Below are 16,840 nucleotides of genomic sequence, written 5' to 3'. Positions count from 1 at the left end.
GCATGCGGGCCGATGGCACGGATGTCCACTGGACCAACGCCGAGACTGTCGCCCCGGGAGCCCCCTTCACATGCGTCGCGCCAGAGAAGCGGCCATCCGTTCACGCGAAATCTCGCGCCTCAGCATAAGATATCCGGCTCGAACCGCCATACCGGCGTTTCCGGCCATCCCAGGATAAATTGTGATCCTTCAGCAGTGTGCGCATAAGAAGCTTCCCCCCCATGCGCCCTGGAGATGGCCTGCACCACGGCCAGCCCAAGACCTGAGCCCATGCGATGCCGCTCGGCGGCGCCTTCCCCTCGCACAAACAGACTGAACATCTGTTTCGCGATGGCATCGGGCACGGGCGGCCCCTCATTCACCACCGCCAGCACGCCATTGCCGCCTTCCCGCCGCAAGCAAACCTTCAAGGCGCCGGGGTCGGCATAGCGCTGCGCATTGTCCAGCAGGGCCATCAACGCCTGCCTCATACGTGCCGCATCCACATGGAAGACCCCTTCCTCCAGCGCCAGTTCCAGTCGGAACCCGGCCTGCACCAGCCCCGGTTCAACCAGCACCGCCAGATCGCGAATTTCCGCCGCCAGATCGACCGGGCGCGGCTGCAGATCGAGATGCCCGCTCTCCGCCAGGCTGACGCCGCGCAGATCCTCGACCAACCGCCGCAAGCCCTCAACCTGAGTCAGCAAACTCGCAATCAGCGCCTCATCCATGGGAAACACCCCATCGGCCACGCCCTGCAGCCGCCCCTTGAGAATGGTGACGGGCGTGCGCAGCTCATGCGCGATCTGGGCGTTCCACACCACCTTGTCGCGCGCCATCGTCTCCAGCCTTTCGGCCATGGCGTTGAAATCCTCGACCAGCGTGCGTGTCTCCCCGGGCGTCTCCAGATCGACCTGTGCCCGCGCGCCCAGATTGCCACCCGCGATCTGCCGCGCGGCCCATGCCACCGCATTGAGCGGCGCCACGATCCGCCGCGACACACGGATCGCCAGCGCCGAGGCCAGCCAAGCCGCGAGCAGCCCCACGCCGATGGTGATCAGCAGGTCCCAGCCGGTGAACCAGGGCGAGAAATCAGCCGGGAACAGCTCGGGCCGGATGTAGAGCATCAGCGCATAGATCACGTCAAAGGCGATAAAGCCGATCAGCAGCGTGATCACCGCCACCATCCGCATCGCCAGCGAGAGATGCCGCCGCAACTCGGTGCGTCCGCTCATGCCCGCGCCACCAGACGGTAACCCACGCCGCGCACCCCGGCGGGCATGCCGGGCGCACCGGCCTCCTCCAGCTTGCGGCGCAATTTGCTGATGTGACTGTCCACCGTGCGGTCCAGCGCATCGGCGCCGGGCAGACAGGCATCGACCAAATCCCCGCGCGTGAACACCCGCGCGGGCGTGCGCGCCATGTGCACCAGCAGGCGGAATTCGGTCAGCGTCAGGGCCAGTTGCCGTACATCCTGCCCGTCATGCTGGCCGCTGCGCACCAGCGCCATATGCGCCTCCGTATCGATCTCCAGCGGACCCACGCGCAGAACCCCGCCGCCGCCCGCCGCGCCGCTGCGCCGCAGCACCGCCTTGACCCGCGCCACCACCTCGACCGGATTGAAGGGCTTCACCACATAATCGTCGGCGCCGATGCGCAGCGCCTGCAGTTTGTCGATGTCCTGATCCAGCGCGGTGACCATGATGACCGGCGTGGCCGATGCCTGACGCAGCGCGGAAAGCACCTGCCAGCCATCCATCCGCGGCATCGACACATCCAGCAGCACGATATCGGGCTTGAGCGCCAGATGGAGATCCAGCGCCGCCCGCCCGTCGGCGGCATGCACCGTGCGCAGCCCCTCGCGCTCCAGATAGGCGCGCAGGATGTCGGCGATATCGTGATCGTCCTCGGCAATCAGTGCCAGCGCAGTCATCGTTCGATCGGTGCCATGCTCGTCTCCCTGGCGCCGCATAACAGCGCAGGCCCGGCCAAGGCCAGCGCCCTCCACGAAACCTCCACACAATCTCCACGCAAGAGCAACCGTCCTCGACCAGAGGCCCTGCCCATTATCCGCGAAGGGAGCCAGCCGGACATGATGCGCAAGACCATGATGAGAGCAGGAGTGACAGGTCTGGCGCTGGCCGTGGCGGCCTGCGCCGGCGATGCGACCCCGCCGCCCCCGGCCCCGGTCGTGGTGCTGGTCACCCCGGCGAGCGAGGGCGGAGTCGAATTGACCGATGATCTGCCCGGTCGCGTGGTGGCCTTTCGCACTGCCGAGATTCGTCCGCAGGTCGGCGGCATCGTGCAGCGCCGCCTGTTCGAGGAGGGCGGCATGGTGCGCGCCGGGGAACCGCTGTTCCAGATCAATCCGGCCCCCTTCGCCGCCGATGCCGGCAGCGCCGCCGCCGCGCTGGCCCGCGCCGAGGCGACCCATGCCCGCGCCCGCCAGCAGGCCGACCGCCTGCGGCCGCTGGTGGGCGCCGACGCCATCAGCCGCCAGACCTTCGACGATGCGGTGGTCGCCCGCGATCAGGCCGCCGCCGATGTGGCGCAGGCCCGCTCGGCCCTGACCCGGCGGCGGCTGGATCTGGGTTTTGCGCGGGTGACCTCGCCGATCGCCGGGCAGATCGGCGCCGCGCGCGTGACCGAGGGTGCGCTGGTGTCCACCGCCGATACCGCCCCGATGGCCACCGTGCAGCAGATCGACAAGGTCTATATCGACGTGCGCCAGCCCGCCGAACGCTATGAACGGCTGAGGCAAGCGGCGGCGCAGGGGCGTTTCGACACCCATGCGCCCATCGACATCATCGGCGCCGGCGGAGAGGTTCTGCCCCGGAAAGGCCGCCTGCTGTTCTCGGATGTCAGCGTGGACGCCGGCACCGGCAATGCGGTGGTGCGCGTGCTGGTCGACAATCCGGGGCGGCGCTTGCTGCCCGGCATGTTCGTGCGGGCGCGGCTGCCGCGCCTCAGCCTGCCCCATGCGGTCACCGTGCCCCAGCAGGCCGTCAGCCATGATGCCGGAGGCAAGGCGCAGGTCCATGTCGTCGACCGGCAGGAGCGGCTCCATGATCGCGACGTGCAGATCGGCGATGTGGTGGACGGGCGCTATCTGATCCTCTCGGGCCTGCGCGCGGGCGAGAGGGTGGTGGTGGTCGGCATGGATCACGTTCAGCCCGGCGCCCCGGTCAAGGCGCTGCCGTGGAAGGGCGATTCAGTCGTGATTGTCGACCAGCACCGCGCCCCGTCTCCGCAATCCTGAAACCCTCTCCACCCTGCCCAAGCCCCTGCTCGCAAAGGCCCGGTTCCATGCCCCAGTTCTTCATCAACCGCCCGGTCTTTGCCTGGGTGATCGCCATCGCCATCGTGCTGGCGGGGCTGATCGCCCTGCCGCAGCTGCCCGTGGCGCGCTTTCCCACCGTGGCGCCGCCCTCGGTGTCGATTTCGGCCAGCTATCCGGGCGCCACGCCGCGCACCATGAATGACAGCGTGGTGGCGCTGATCGAGCGCGAGCTCTCCAGCGTCAAGAACCTGCTCTATTTCGAGAGCTCGACCGATACCTCGGGCGAGGCCAGCATCACCGCCACCTTCAAGCCGGGCACCGATCCCGACATGGCGCAGGTCGATGTGCAGAACCGCCTGAAAACCATCGAGCCGCGCCTGCCCCAGATGGTGCGGCAGACCGGCGTGACGGTGGAATCGGCAGCCTCGGGCTTTCTGATGATGGTCAGTCTGGCCTCGCCCGACGGGCGCTATGACGAGGTGACCTTGAGTGACTACCTCACCCGCAATGTGGTGGAGGAAATCAAGCGCGTGCCCGGCGTGGGCAAGGTGCAGAACTTCGGCGCCGAGCGGGCGATGCGCATCTGGGTGCAGCCGGAAAAGCTGATCTCCTATGGCCTGTCGATGTCGGATGTGACCGGCGCCATCGCCGCGCAGAACATCCAGATTGCGCCGGGCGCTCTGGGCGGAGAACCTGCCGCGCCGGGGCAGCAGGTGCAGGTGCCGCTGACCGTCGATGGGCAGCTCAAAAGCGTGGAGGAATTCGCGTGCATCGTGCTGAAGGCCAACACCGATGGCGCCTCGGTCACCTTGGGCGATGTCGCCCGGGTGGAACTGGGGGCGCAAAGCTATGCCATGTCCACGCGTGAGAACGGACGCGGCGTGGGCGCCATCGGCGTGCAGCTGGCGCCCGGCGCCAATGCCGTGGCGACGGCCAATGCCGTCGAGGCGCGCATGAAGGATCTGGCCCGCGCCATGCCGCCGGGCATGGAGTGGCGCGTGCCCTTCACCACCGCCCCCTTCGTCACCGTCTCCATCGAGAAGGTCGTCCATACGCTGGTCGAGGCGATAGTGCTGGTGTTTCTGGTGATGTATCTGTTTCTGCAGAACATCCGCTACACGCTGATCCCCGCCATCGTCGCGCCCATCGCCTTGCTGGGCACGCTGGGCGTAATGTGGGTGACGGGCTTCTCGATCAATGTGCTGACCATGTTCGGCATGGTGCTGGCGATCGGCATCATCGTCGACGATGCCATCGTGGTCGTCGAGAATGTCGAGCGGCTGATGGTCGAGGAAGGCCTCGCCCCGCGCGAGGCGACGCAAAAGGCGATGAAGGAGATCACCGGCGCGGTGATCGGCATCACGCTGGTGCTGGTGGCGGTGTTCCTGCCCATGGCGCTGGCCAGCGGATCGGTGGGGGCGATCTATCGCCAGTTCACGCTGTCCATGGCGGTGTCGATCCTGTTCTCGGCCTTTCTGGCCCTGTCGCTGACGCCTGCGCTGTGCGCCACCTTGCTGAAGCCGGTGTCGGGCCATGCCGCAAAGAACCGCTTCTTCGCCGCTTTCGATCGCGGTTTCGAGGCGCTGACCGGCGGCTATGAGCGCTGGGTCGGCGTGCTGCTGCGGCGCGGCGGGCGGGCGATGCTGGTCTTTGCCGCCATGGTCGGCCTGCTGGGCGTGGCCTATGCCAACCTGCCCTCCGCCTTCCTGCCCGAGGAGGATCAGGGCTATTTCATCACCAGCTTCCAGCTTCCAGCCGATGCCACCGCCGCCCGCACCTCCGCGGCGATGAAGGTGCTTGAGCGCCATGTCGCGCAAAGGCCGGGGATCGAGACCAATGAGGCCGTGATGGGCTTCGGCTTTTCGGGCTCGGGCCCCAATGCCGCCATGGCCTTCACCGTGCTGCGCGACTGGAGCCAGCGGCACGGCGCCACCATCGCCGACGAGATCGCCCGCGCGACGCAGGCGCTCTCCGCGGTGAAGGAAGGCGTGGTGATGAGCCTGATGCCCCCCGCCATCGACGAGTTGGGCAATTCGGGCGGTTTTGCCCTGCGCCTGGAAGATCGCGGCGGACAAGGGCAGGATGCTCTGGTGGCGGCGCAATATCAGCTTCTGGCCATGGCCGCGCAGAGCAGCAAGCTGGCGGGCGTCTATCCCGATGGTCTGCCTGCGGGCAGCAGCATCCGCCTCGATATCGACCGGCAGAAAGCGCAGGCTCTGGGCGTGCCATTCTCCCAGATCAGCGACACGCTGTCGGCGGCGATGGGCTCCACCTATGTCAACGAGTTCCCGAACAAGGGCCGGATGCAGCAGGTGATCGTGCAGGCCGATGCCGCCAACCGCATGCAGCTGGGCGCCTTGTTGCGCCTCAATCTGCGCAATGCCTCCGGCGGGATGGTGCCGCTTGCCGAAGTGGTGACGCCCAAATGGGGGCAGACCCCACTGCAACTGGTGCGTTACAATGGCTATGCCTCGGTCCGCATCGCGGGATCGGCCGCGCCGGGCGTGTCGAGCGGCGATGCCATGCGCGAGATGGAGACGCTGGCCGCCAGACTGCCGCGCGGCTTTGCGGTGGAATGGACCGGCCAGTCGCTGCAGGAAAACCAGTCGGCGGCTCAGGCGCCGATGCTGCTGGCCCTGTCGATGGCGGTGGTGTTTCTGGTGCTGGCGGCGCTCTATGAAAGCTGGGCGATCCCGCTTTCGGTGATGCTGGTGGTGCCGCTGGGGCTGATCGGCGCGGTGGCTGCGGTGTTGCTGCGCGGCATGGCCAATGATGTGTTCTTCAAGGTGGGGCTGATCACCATCATCGGCCTGTCGGCCAAGAACGCCATCCTGATCGTGGAATTCGCCAAGCAATATCGCGAAGCGGGCATGGGGCTGGTCGAGGCGGCCATTGCCGCCGCCCGCGTGCGCCTGCGCCCCATCGTGATGACCAGCCTGGCCTTCACCCTGGGCGTGGTGCCGCTGATGATCGCCGGTGGAGCCAGCGCCGAAACCCAGCATGCCATCGGCACCGGCGTGTTCGGCGGCATGATCTCGGGCACGGCGCTGGCGGTGTTTCTGGTGCCGGTGTTCTTCGTGGTGGTGCTCGGCCTGTCCGAGAAACTGGCCGAAAAACTGGGCCGCACCGCCAAACCCGTGGCCGCGCAAAAGGAGGCCTGAGCCATGCGCCGATTGACGATCTTCCCCCTGCTGGCGCTGGCCGGATGTTCGATGAACCCGCATCTGGAGCGCCCCGCCCTGCCGGTGGCCCCGGCCTATCCTCAAACCCGTGCGACCGATGCGCCCAAAGCCGAGGATCTGGGCTGGCAGGCCATGCTGGGCGATCCACAGTTGCGCGCGCTGATCGCGCTGGCGCTGGACGACAACCGCGACCTGCGCATCGCCGTGATGGAGGCCCAGGCCGCCCGCGCCCAGTTCCGCGTCACCGATGCCGCTCGTCTGCCTCAGCTTTCCGCGCAGGGCAGCTATACCCGCCAGCGCATCCCTTCCTCGGTCGCCGGGGCGGGGGTCGGGCTGTCTGACGGCGTCGGCGCAAGCGGCTTTGAATATGGCCAGTGGAATGGGCAGGTGGCGCTCAGCGCCTTTGAGCTGGATCTGTTCGGCCGTCTGAAATCGCAAAGTCAGGCCGCCTTCGAACGCTATCTGGCGACGGCAGAAGGTGCGCGGGCAAGCCGCATCACCGTCATCACCACGGTTGCCAATGCCTGGCTGGCACGCCAACTGGCCGCAGAGCAGGAGGAGCTGACCCGCTCGACACTGGCCGACTGGCACCAATCGCTCGATCTCACCCGCCGCCTGCGCGATGCCGGGCAAAGCAGCGGCCTTGAGGTGGCACAGGCCGAGGGGCTGGTCCGCCAGGCCGAGGCCGACCTGCAGCAGCGCGAGCGGGAAATCGCTCAGGCAAACAATGCTCTAACCCTCGCCGTGGGCCACAGTCTGCCGGGCGATCCGCCCGCCCCTGCCCGGTTGATGCAACAGCCCATCGTCACCCGGCTCGATGCCGGTCTGCCTTCCAGCCTGCTGGAGCGGCGCCCCGACATCGTGCAGGCCGAACACACGCTGCGCGCCGCCAATGCCGATGTCGGCGCGGCGAGGGCGGCCTTCTTCCCGCGCCTGACGCTGACCGGCGCCTTTGGCGGCAGCAGCCTCGCGCTCGACACGCTGTTCACCGGCGCCAGCCGCAACTGGTCCTTCGCGCCTGCGCTGACAGTGCCGATCTTCCAGGGCGGGCAGTTGCGCGGTTCACTGCGGCTGGCCGATGTGCGCAAATCGCAGGCTGTCGCCGCTTACGAAAAGGCCATCCAGTCAGCCTTCCGCGACGTGGCCGACGGGCTGGCGGCTCAGGCAACCTATGGCGCGCAGATGGCGGCCCAGCTGCAGTCTGTCAGCACCGCCGACCGCCGGGCGGAGCTGTCCCGTCTGCGCTATACGGCGGGGGTCGACAGCCGCCTTGAACTGCTCGATGCCCAGCGCAGCGCCTATAGCGCCCAGCAGACCTTGCTGGCCCTGCGAAAGGATCAATTGGCGGCCGCCATCGCGCTTTATGGAGCGCTTGGGGGCGGGCTCAAGTGAGGGACTTAACGCCTGATCTCGCTGAAAAGCCGGCCTTTGCGGGTCCAGCGTCCCTCGTTACAATGCCGGTCGTTCATGGCATCAACCGGAGCCCGTTGCGATCGCAAAGCGTGGGGCGCCGAGTCGAAAAATGCGTCAAATCGCACTCAGTGATCGAAGATCAGCGGGACAGCGAAAAGGGGCAGGTGTCGCCACCCGCCCCTCGACGCCATCGGCATGACCGGATCCGACATTGCCGGATCAGAAGCGGTAGTTCGCGCTCACCGTGAAGTTGCGCGGCTCGCCATAACGATATTGGCTGAACGAGCCGATCTGGCTGTAATAGGTCTTGTCCAGCAAATTATCGATATTCGCCTGCAGGCTCGCCCGGTCCGTGAGGTTAAGGCGCATCATCAGGCTGACGAGCGCGAAGCCATCCTGCTGGAAACGGAACGCCGTGGTGGTGCCGGTGATCGTGCCGTTCGTGTAGCCCGAGCTGCGATAGTTCACACCGCCGCCGAAGGTGAAGCCCTTCAGGAGGGTCGGGATCGTATAGGTCGAGAAGACCTTGAACACGCTGCGCGGCTGATCGGCGTTGGCATCGAGCCCGGCGGCCGTCTTGGCGCGAAACAGGCTGTAACCGGCGTTCAGGTTCCAGTTCGGCAGCGGACTGCCCGTCGCCTCAAGCTCGAAGCCTTCGCTCACCACGCCGCGCGCGCCGACATAGGGCTGGTACAGCTGGGTCGGCGTGACGCCCGGAATGGCGATCTGCGCGCCATCGACCTGCCCGAGATTGTCCTGCTCGATGCGGAACAGGGCGGCCGAGGTCTGCAACGCCTCGTTGAAGAAGGCGCTCTTCACGCCGACCTCATAGGACTTGCCGGTGACCGGGTTGAGCTGATTGTAGTTCCTGTCGCGCAGGTTCTGCGGCTGATAGATGGTGGTGTAGCTGGCATACAGGCGATGGTTGTGCGCCAGGTCCGCCAGCACACCGGCATAGGGAATGAAGACGTCCTTGTTGCCGTAATTGCTGACCGTGCCATAAGCCACGCCAGTCTGCCGCCACGAGGCGAGACGCCCGCCGCCGATCACCTTCAGCCAATCCGCCACATTGATGCGCAACGCGCCATAATAGCCGATCTGCTTGATCCGCTGCTTTTCCACGCCCACGTTCGGCGTCGTCGAGAAGCCGGCGTTCGGATAGGAATCGGCGTTCCACGTCAGGAAGTTCCCCGCCGGCGGATAGCCGCCGAGCGGCGTGTAGGAATCGGTCTGGCGGTTGATGACGCTGTTCAGATAGCCCAGCACCACTTCATGGTCGCGGCCAAAGACGGTCAGCTTGCCCTTCAACTGCGCATCGTAGCTGTTCTGGATGCTCTCGCCATAGGCCGAATAGGGGTTGCTGGCGAGGCCGAGGCCGGTCGTCTTGTCCACCTTGCCCGAGAGATACAGGATCTGCGTGAACTGGGTGTTGCGGTTGCGGTTGTAATTGCCGGTCAGGCTCCAGCCATTGCCGAAATCATGGCTGAGCGTGGCGAAGAGCGACTGATTGACCGTCTGCCAGGTCGTCCACGGCTGGGTGGTCGTCTTCGAGCGGTCCCATTTGGCGACGGTGTTGTCGCTGTAGAAGGTCGGCAGGCTGCCCCAGAAGACGCCGTGCGGCGTGTTCTTCTGATGGCTGAAGCCCACGCGCAGCAGCGTGTCCGGCGTGATGTCCGCATCGGCGACGCCGTACAGCACGAGCTTCTTGTTCCGGTAGAAATCGGTGAAGCCCTTGCCCTGTTCATAGCGGGCCACGCCGCGCACGCGTACGCGCCCGTCGGCGTCGAGTTTGCCGCCGACATCGCCCGACAGGCGCCAGGTGTCCCAGCTGCCGTATGCGGCGTTGGCGTAACCGCCCCATTCCGTCTTGTCGGCGTGCTTGCGCACGAAGTTGATCGAGGCGGAAGGATCGCCCACGCCGCTCAGCAGGCCGGTGGCGCCGCGCACGATCTCGACGCGATCGTAAATCGACACGTCGGCGATGGTCTCGCCCCGGTCGCCGCCCAGCACCCAAGCGGTCGGCACGCCGTCGATCTGGGTGTTCTGGATCTGAAAACCGCGCGCGTAGAAGGCGTTGCGGACGTCATCCGTTTCCTTGACGACCACACCGATGCCGTTCTCGACCACGTCCTTCACGCTGATGAGATTCTGGTCGAGGATGCGCTGCGCGGTCACGATGCTGACCGACTGGGGCGTCTCGCGGATGGTGAGGCCAAGGCCGGTGGCGGTGTTGATCTTGTTGGGGATCGTATATTTACCGCTGACGACGATGCCCGTTTCGTCCTCGCTGGCCGGCGCGCCCTTTTCAGCAGGCGATGGCGCGGCGGGTGCAGGCGCATCGGCGGCATGCACCCAACCCGGCGTTGCACATGCCACGAGCGCCACGCTCAGGCAGAGCTTGAATTTGGTTGTCAATGTCGTTCCCCGCTGTTCGTCATATCAATCGACGCCGCGATCGAGCGACGTTGGGGTGCGGCTATCGCTATTGATAATGGCTTGCAATATCCTTTATGGTTTTGCTATGCGGCATCCGCTGAACCAGTGATGCCGCGCGCGGAATGGCGATTTCGCCCCCCGCAAAAGCCGCGTCGAGGATCGGCGTCAATTTGGGCCTTGTCGGCCTTCCCGCCACAGACCTACCATGGACCATATTGCCAGGCCCCAGACGATACGATCGACGAAGCACCCATGACCAACCAAGCCGACCCAGGCCTCATCACCACCCAGAGCATCGACCCGGAAACCGCCTTCGAGGATTACAATCTGGAACGCCCTCTCTCGGCCATGGTCATCACCCATGGCTGGGAAAAACCTCCTCACGCGCATCGCCGCGCCCAGTTGCTGCTCTCGGTCAAGGGGCTGATCACCTGCGAGGTGGCCAGCGGGCTGTGGCTGGTGCCTTCGCAAAACGCCTTGTGGATTCCGCCGGGCAAGGTTCACGACATGCATTGCATGGGCGATGTCGAGATATATCTGGTCTTCATGGACGCCTCGCTGATCGGCGCCCTGCCCCGGCAATGCTGCACGCTGGCGATCTCGCCGCTGCTGCGCGAGTTGATCCGGGCCGTGTCCCATCTGCCGCCGCTCTATGATGAGACTGGACCGCCCGCGCCGCTGATCCAGACCATGCTCAACGAACTGGCTGTCGCGCCTGTGGAGCGACTGCATCTGTCGATGCCGGACGACAACCGCCTGCGCCGGATCATCGACGGCTGGGCCGCCGATCCAGCGGATCGCGCCGGACCCGGCAGTTGGGCGCAGCGCATCGGCATGAGCGAACGCAGCCTGTCGCGCCTTGTGCTGAGCGAAACCGGCATGTCCTTCATTCGCTGGCGCCAGCAGTTCCAGATCATGCAGGCGCTTGAGCGGCTCGCGCGCGGGGTCAGCGTGCAGCATATCGCCTTCGATCTGGGCTATGAGAGCCCCAGCGCCTTCATCGCCATGTTCCGCAAGATCCTTGGCACCTCGCCAAGCCGCTATCTGACACGCAGCGAGAAATATCTGCCGCACACCGGCATGCCCGCCTGATTTTGGCGAAATTGAACGATAATTTGTCTTGATGCCGCGATCCGGGCGGCGATTGCGGGTCTAGAGCGTGCTGCATCGCACTCTCACGGACTCGCCATCATGCTGCTGGAAAACCAGACCTTTCGCTTCCACGATGACCACGCCGGCCGGGCCCGGACCTGAGCCATGCGCCTATGTGCCATGCTGACGCCCGCCCTGATGCTGACGGTGAGCGGCTGCACGCTCGGCCCCGATGCCGCTCCGCATGCCGCCCTCACGCCACCTGCCGCAACCAACGCTTCGGCTCAGGCCATGCTGCGGGGCGGAGGCGCGATCAGCGCCGCATGGTGGCGAACCTTCGGTGATCCCGTGCTCGATCGGCTTGAGCAGCACGCCCTGGCAGGCAATCTCGATCTGGCCGAGGCCTCGGCCCGCATCGAGAGCGCGCGCGCGCAATATCGCATCGCGGGCGCCGCCGGCCTGCCGCGCGTTCAGGCCGGCGGCTCCTATCAGCGGGAAAGGGCCAGCCCCAAGGGCATTCTGGCGCTGACCGGGGCAGGCAGCCCATCACCCGCCGCCGCCGGAGGCACCGATCCCTTCGGCACCACCACCTTATCGCCCACCGACACATCGAATGATTACGACCTGTTTCAGGCAGGCTTCGATGCAAGTTGGGAGCTTGACCTGTGGGGCAAGGCTCGGCGTATCCGTGAGGCCAGCCGCGCTGATGCGCAAGAGGCGGTCCTGTCACGCGATGCGGCGCGGGTTTCGCTCAGTGCCGAGGTCGCGCGCATCTATATGCATCTGCGCGGCGCGGAGGCGCGGCTCGCCATCCTGCGCGACAACCGCCAGACCATTCTCGCCGGACAGCATATTGCCGAGCGCCGTTTGAACAGCGGTGCGGCCACCCGCTTCGATGCCGCCACGGCGGGCACGCAACTGGCCGCGATCGAGGCCCGCCTGCCCCTTGCCGAATGGGACGCCGCAAAGGCCCGCAATGCCCTGGCCATGCTGGCCGGTCTGGAACCCCATGGCCTCGATACCATGCTGGCGTCCCCCGCCGGGCCCGGCGATACACCACAGCCCGGCCTTCCCGCCGGTCTGCCCTCCGATCTCGCCCGCCAGCGTCCGGACATTCAGGCCGCCGAAGCCGCGCTGCATGCCGCCACCGCGCGGATCGGCGTGGCGCGGACCGATTTCTACCCTTCCGTCTCGCTGAGCGGCAGTTTCGGCCTGCAGTCGCTGGCCCTGTCCGATCTGCCCTTGTGGAATGCCCGCCAGTTCGTCGCCGGGCCCGTGCTGTCGCTGCCGATCTTTCAGGGCGGGCGCCTGACCGGGCGGCTCGAACTCGCCAAGGCGGAACAGCAGGTCGCCGCGCTGCGCTACCGCGCCACGGTGCTGCGCGCCTGGCATGAGATCGACGATGCGCTGGAAGCCTTGCGCACCGCCGACATCCGCCTCGCCGCGACAAGCGCCGGTGTCGAGCAGAGCCGCATCGCCGCCCATGTCTCCGAGCGCCGCTATGGCGCAGGGGCGACAGGCTATGTCGCGGTGCTGGTGGCGCAGCAGGCGCGGCTTGACCGCGAGGCCGAATGGATCGAGGCGCGCACCGACCGCGCCGTGGCGCTGACCGCGCTTTACAAGGCTTTGGGCGGCGGCTGGACGCCTCCCCCGGCATGAGCGCGGCGGCGTCCATGGCCGGTGTTGCCTCACCACCCTCGGCGCCTGCGGCCCCGGCCTGGGGTTGGCGTCTGGGGACGGGGCTGTGCGGCATTCTGATCGCGGCGATGATGTCCGGCCTCAATGACCGGGTCACCGGGATCACCCTGACCGATATCGCCGGAGCGCGCGGGCTTGCGGGCGACGATGCCCATCTGCTCGGCACGGTCTATGCGGCGACCGAACTGGCGGCGATGCCGGTTGCCTCATGGTTTGCCGCCACCTTCTCGCTGCGGCGGTTCCATCTGGCGATCACCGTTATCTTCCTGCTCTGCGCCCTGCTGCTGCCGCTGGCGCCCTCCTTCGGCTGGCTGCTGGCTTTGCGCGCCCTGCAGGGGTTGGCGGGCGGGGCGATGATCCCCCTGCTGATGGGTGCCGCGCTGCGCTTTCTGCCGCCGGCGATCAAGCTGCAGGGGCTGGGCTTCTATTCGCTGACGGCCACCTTCTCGCCCAATCTCGCCCTGTGGTTCGCCGCAAGCTGGATGGACGGCTGGAGCGACTGGCGCCTGACCTATTGGCAGGTGCTGCCCATTGGCGTGCTGGTGCTGGGCATGGTCTTCTGGGGCATTCCGCAAGACCCGGTGCGCCCCGAACGCCTGAAGGAGATGGACGCCCCCGGTCTGGTCACCGGCCCGCTCGGCCTGATGCTGCTGGCTTTCGCGGCCGAAGAGGGAGAGCGGCTCGACTGGTTCCATTCCCCCCTGATTCTGGGCGCTTGCGTTGCCAGCGTGGCGCTGATCGCCGCTTTCGTGCTGAGCGAATGGCATCACGCGCAGCCTTTCATGAAGCTGCAGATGGTGGGGCGGCGCAATTTCGCGCTGGGCCTCCCGCTGTTCATGGGCATTCTGATCGTGGTGATCGCCAGCGCCCTGCTGCCTGCCGCGCATCTGGCCGAGGTGCAGCGCTTCCGCCCGCTGCAGATCGCGCCGATCGGCCTGATCATCAGCCTGCCGCAAATCCTGCTGGCGCCCCTGGTGTCGGCCCTGCTGTACCGGCAATGGGTCGATGCACGCCATGTCGTTGCCCTTGGGCTGGCGCTGATCGCCGCCTCCTGCTGGCTGGGCATGCAGGTCACCGATGGCTGGATGGTGCGCGAGTTCGCTCTGGCGCAGGTCTGCCAGATGATCGGCCAGCCTCTGGCGGTGGTGCCCTTTCTCTATATTTCCGTGAGCACGTTGGTCTCGCCGGCCGAGGGCTCGCTCTATTCGGGCCTGATCAACACGCTCAAGACGCTGGCCAGCGTGCTGGGCGCCGCCATCGTCGAACGCTTGCTGGTGACGGGCACGGCCAGCCATCTCACCACCATCGCCGACCGCGCGGGGCGCCTTGCCTTGCCCGGCCTCCCCGCCGCGGCGGAAACGCAGGCGGTCACCTTTGCCATCGCCGATGCCTATGGGCTGGCCGCGTTGCTGGCGGCCTTGCTGATCGTGCCGACCCTTTTGCTCAAACATGTTCCCCCGCCCCCTCCCGCGAAGACAGCCTAGGACACCTGCCATGCCCATGCCCCTGCCCGCCAAAACCGCCCTGGGCGGCCTGATCGCCACCGCCCTGATGGGCGCGACCTGGGCCGCGACCCATGAGGAAGGCGCCGCCGCCGAACAGACCACCGACGATGCCTATGTGCTGGCCGATGCCAGCACCGTCGCGCCGCGCATCGCCGGGCAGATCGCTCAGGTGCTGGTCACGGACAATCAGGCCGTGCGCAAAGGCCAGTTGCTGGCCGTGATCGATGACCGCGACTTCAAGGTCGCGCTGGCCTCCGCACAAGCCGAACTTCACGCCGCGCAGGCCAAGGCGGACAGCCTGCGCCACCAGCTGGCGCGGCAGAACGATGTGATCGCCCAGGCCCACGCCACGACGCAGGTCGATGCCGCCGCCGTGATGCTCTCGCAGGCCAATGCCAGCCGTTATCGCGATCTGGCCAGCGACGGTTCGGCCAGTCGGCAGGAGCAGCAGGAGGCCACCTCGCGCCTTGCCGCTGACGAAGCCGCCAGCCGCCGCGATTCCGCCAGCCACGGCGCCACCCGCGCCCAATTGCCGATCCTGCGCGCGCAGATCGAGGAAGCACAGGCCGCTGTCGCTCGTGCGAGCGCGGCGGTCGATGCCGCCAGTCTGAACCTGTCCTACACGCAGATCCGCGCGCCGGTGGATGGGGTGATCGGCCAGCGGACCCTGCGGGTGGGCAATTATGTCCAGTCCGGCACGTCGCTGATGGCGGTGGTGCCGGTGGCGCTGGCCTATATCGAGGCGCGCTATCGTGAGACCCAGCTCGCGCGGATCCGCCCCGGACAGCGCGCCACCTTCCATCTGGATGCGGCGCCCGGCATCACCTTCACCGGCCATGTCGAGAGCATCGCCCCGGCCTCGGGCGCGTCCTTTGCGGGGATCGCCCCGGAAAATGCGACGGGCAATTTCACCAAGATCACCCAGCGGCTGGCCGTGCGCATCGCCATCGATCCCGCGCAACCGGGGCTGGACCGGCTGCGCATGGGCATGTCGGTGGTGCCCACAGTCCGAACGCAAAGCTGATGACAGGCTGCCGGCTCGGTTTGCCTGCCCGGGACTGGCCGGAGTGAGGTCGGGAGCCGCCATTCAACGGGCAGGATGGGGTCGCCAGAAGCGGTCAATCTTTGGTGGCCCTGAACAGTCGACGGTCCAGCACATACGAGGCAACCAGATTTGGAATGCCTTACACCGGATATGGCGCCGGTTTCTGGACCAACCGAGAATCCGTCACGCCGCGACACGTTTGATGGCAAGGGCAAGCGCGCTCGCAAGGTGATAAGGTGCAATCGCCTGCCCCATCGCCGGGATTTGGCCGCTGTCGGCTATGGGGTTGTCGGCCTTTCGAAGCCCTCCGCCAGCCGATCCGCGAAGGCCCTGACCCGTGGAACCATGTCGGCACGTGTCGGAAAAGCCATCACCAGCCGGGTCCGTGCACAGATCGTGGCCTTCAGAACAGGCCTGACCTCTCCCGATGCGAGAAGGCCCTGGATCAAACCAGCCGGCACCAGCCCAACGCCCGCCCCACGCCGCACCAGATCAACCGCCATGATATGGCTGTCGATCACCATCGCGGCCGGAGGAAGAGCTGCGCCGCCCAGAACCGCACGCTCCAGATAGCCGCGCAAGCGCGGTGGCGGGGCAATGAAGGCCGCCACATCGTCAAGGTGTTTGGGCTCCCCATGCCGGTCGATCCATGCCGAAGCCGCGCAGAAACACCAATCGATGTCGGTCAACCGCCGTTCCACCGTGTCCATGCCGCTGCTGCCGATCCTGATCGCGATGTCAATGTTGTCGGCAACCAGATCGAGCGTGGCGTTGGACAAGGTCACCTCGAACCGCACTTCGGGATGGGCCTGACTGAAAGCCGCCACGGCTTCAGCGAGCGGATCGGTGGGAAAGTCAGCCGGAGCGGTCATCCGGATCAGCCCTTTCAGAACGCCGGGACGCGATGTTATCGAACCGACTGCTTCCGTCAGGGTCTCGATGGCGGACGAGGCCCGGTCATACAGCTGGCGACCATCGTCGGTCAGCGTGACGGATCGCGTCGAGCGCTTGAGCAACCGTGTGCCAAGAGACGCCTCCAGGGTCTGGATCTGAAGGCTGATCGTCGAGCGTGGCACACTCATGCGGCGGGCGGCGGCGGCGAAACCACCGGCCCGCACGACCTCCACGAATGCATGCAGCGGGTCCAATTTGAGCATTGTCCAGAATTCCGGATGATGTGGTCAGCATTGGCCGGATAATGCGCCTGCCC

Annotated in this window: 11 protein-coding genes; 7 read left to right on the top strand and 4 right to left on the bottom strand. The window is 66.6% G+C overall.

Features of this window, described 5'->3' with window-relative positions; all coding sequences use genetic code 11:
* Positions 1-119: 119 nt before the first annotated feature.
* Both SR3_RS15330 and SR3_RS15325 read right to left on the bottom strand, forming a co-directional pair.
* Positions 120-1,214 (bottom strand): ATP-binding protein, encoded by a 1,095-nt coding sequence (locus SR3_RS15330; RefSeq protein WP_084455607.1) that lies wholly within the window; start codon positions 1,212-1,214, stop codon positions 120-122.
* A complete protein-coding gene (locus SR3_RS15325; RefSeq protein ID WP_068087816.1) occupies positions 1,211-1,912 on the bottom strand; it encodes a response regulator in 702 nt (233 codons plus the stop codon). The genes SR3_RS15330 and SR3_RS15325 overlap by 4 nt, the downstream gene beginning before the upstream one ends.
* 159 nt (positions 1,913-2,071) lie before the next feature.
* Here SR3_RS15325 and SR3_RS15320 point away from each other — a divergent pair, with 159 nt between their 5' ends.
* The 3 genes from SR3_RS15320 to SR3_RS15310 are packed head-to-tail and all read left to right on the top strand — an operon-like array spanning position 2,072 to position 7,833.
* Positions 2,072-3,238, top strand: a complete 1,167-nt coding sequence (locus SR3_RS15320; RefSeq protein WP_068087813.1) for an efflux RND transporter periplasmic adaptor subunit — start codon at positions 2,072-2,074, stop codon at positions 3,236-3,238.
* Positions 3,239-3,285: 47 nt separating this feature from the next.
* Entirely contained in the window at positions 3,286-6,420 is a 3,135-nt protein-coding gene (locus tag SR3_RS15315) for a multidrug efflux RND transporter permease subunit (protein ID WP_068087811.1), read from the top strand.
* Positions 6,421-6,423: 3 nt separating this feature from the next.
* Positions 6,424-7,833 (top strand): efflux transporter outer membrane subunit, encoded by a 1,410-nt coding sequence (locus SR3_RS15310; RefSeq protein ID WP_068087808.1) that lies wholly within the window; start codon positions 6,424-6,426, stop codon positions 7,831-7,833.
* Positions 7,834-8,073: 240 nt separating this feature from the next.
* On the opposite strand, the gene SR3_RS15305 is transcribed toward SR3_RS15310, so the two are convergent.
* A complete protein-coding gene (locus SR3_RS15305) occupies positions 8,074-10,269 on the bottom strand; it encodes a TonB-dependent siderophore receptor (protein WP_245653939.1) in 2,196 nt (731 codons plus the stop codon).
* A gap of 273 nt (positions 10,270-10,542) precedes the next feature.
* Here SR3_RS15305 and SR3_RS15300 point away from each other — a divergent pair, with 273 nt between their 5' ends.
* The 4 genes from SR3_RS15300 (at position 10,543) to SR3_RS15285 (ending at position 15,609) form a co-directional block, all read left to right on the top strand.
* Positions 10,543-11,382, top strand: a complete 840-nt coding sequence (locus SR3_RS15300; protein WP_084455606.1) for an AraC family transcriptional regulator — start codon at positions 10,543-10,545, stop codon at positions 11,380-11,382.
* 180 nt (positions 11,383-11,562) lie between these two features.
* Positions 11,563-13,041 carry an efflux transporter outer membrane subunit gene (locus tag SR3_RS15295; protein ID WP_068087800.1) on the top strand — a complete coding sequence of 493 codons (1,479 nt, stop codon included), beginning with the start codon at positions 11,563-11,565 and terminating at the stop codon, positions 13,039-13,041.
* A 14-nt stretch (positions 13,042-13,055) separates the two neighbouring features.
* Entirely contained in the window at positions 13,056-14,564 is a 1,509-nt protein-coding gene (locus SR3_RS15290; protein WP_245653938.1) for an MFS transporter, read from the top strand.
* A 10-nt stretch (positions 14,565-14,574) separates the two neighbouring features.
* Positions 14,575-15,609, top strand: a complete 1,035-nt coding sequence (locus SR3_RS15285; RefSeq protein ID WP_068087793.1) for an HlyD family secretion protein — start codon at positions 14,575-14,577, stop codon at positions 15,607-15,609.
* A 299-nt stretch (positions 15,610-15,908) separates the two neighbouring features.
* Here SR3_RS15285 and SR3_RS15280 read toward each other — a convergent pair whose 3' ends face one another.
* Complete coding sequence (locus SR3_RS15280) at positions 15,909-16,787, bottom strand: LysR family transcriptional regulator (protein ID WP_068087791.1); 879 nt, start codon at positions 16,785-16,787, stop codon at positions 15,909-15,911.
* Between the last annotated feature and the right edge of the window lie 53 nt (positions 16,788-16,840).

The organism is Novosphingobium rosa NBRC 15208 (assembly GCF_001598555.1).
GTDB lineage: Bacteria > Pseudomonadota > Alphaproteobacteria > Sphingomonadales > Sphingomonadaceae > Novosphingobium > Novosphingobium rosa.
This window is presented reverse-complemented; position numbering and strand designations above follow the sequence as displayed.

Excerpts from the sequence above, each read along its gene's own strand:
- SR3_RS15320 (WP_068087813.1), top strand. The coding sequence starts at position 2,072 with ATGATGCGCAAGACCATGATGAGAGCAGGAGTGACAGGTCTGGCGCTG.
- SR3_RS15285 (WP_068087793.1), top strand. The coding sequence starts at position 14,575 with ATGCCCATGCCCCTGCCCGCCAAAACCGCCCTGGGCGGCCTGATCGCC.
- SR3_RS15325 (WP_068087816.1), bottom strand. The coding sequence starts at position 1,912 with ATGACTGCGCTGGCACTGATTGCCGAGGACGATCACGATATCGCCGAC.
- SR3_RS15310 (WP_068087808.1), top strand. The coding sequence starts at position 6,424 with ATGCGCCGATTGACGATCTTCCCCCTGCTGGCGCTGGCCGGATGTTCG.
- SR3_RS15315 (WP_068087811.1), top strand. The coding sequence starts at position 3,286 with ATGCCCCAGTTCTTCATCAACCGCCCGGTCTTTGCCTGGGTGATCGCC.
- SR3_RS15300 (WP_084455606.1), top strand. The coding sequence starts at position 10,543 with ATGACCAACCAAGCCGACCCAGGCCTCATCACCACCCAGAGCATCGAC.
- SR3_RS15290 (WP_245653938.1), top strand. The coding sequence starts at position 13,056 with ATGGCCGGTGTTGCCTCACCACCCTCGGCGCCTGCGGCCCCGGCCTGG.
- SR3_RS15295 (WP_068087800.1), top strand. The coding sequence starts at position 11,563 with ATGCTGACGCCCGCCCTGATGCTGACGGTGAGCGGCTGCACGCTCGGC.
- SR3_RS15330 (WP_084455607.1), bottom strand. The coding sequence starts at position 1,214 with ATGAGCGGACGCACCGAGTTGCGGCGGCATCTCTCGCTGGCGATGCGG.
- SR3_RS15280 (WP_068087791.1), bottom strand. The coding sequence starts at position 16,787 with ATGCTCAAATTGGACCCGCTGCATGCATTCGTGGAGGTCGTGCGGGCC.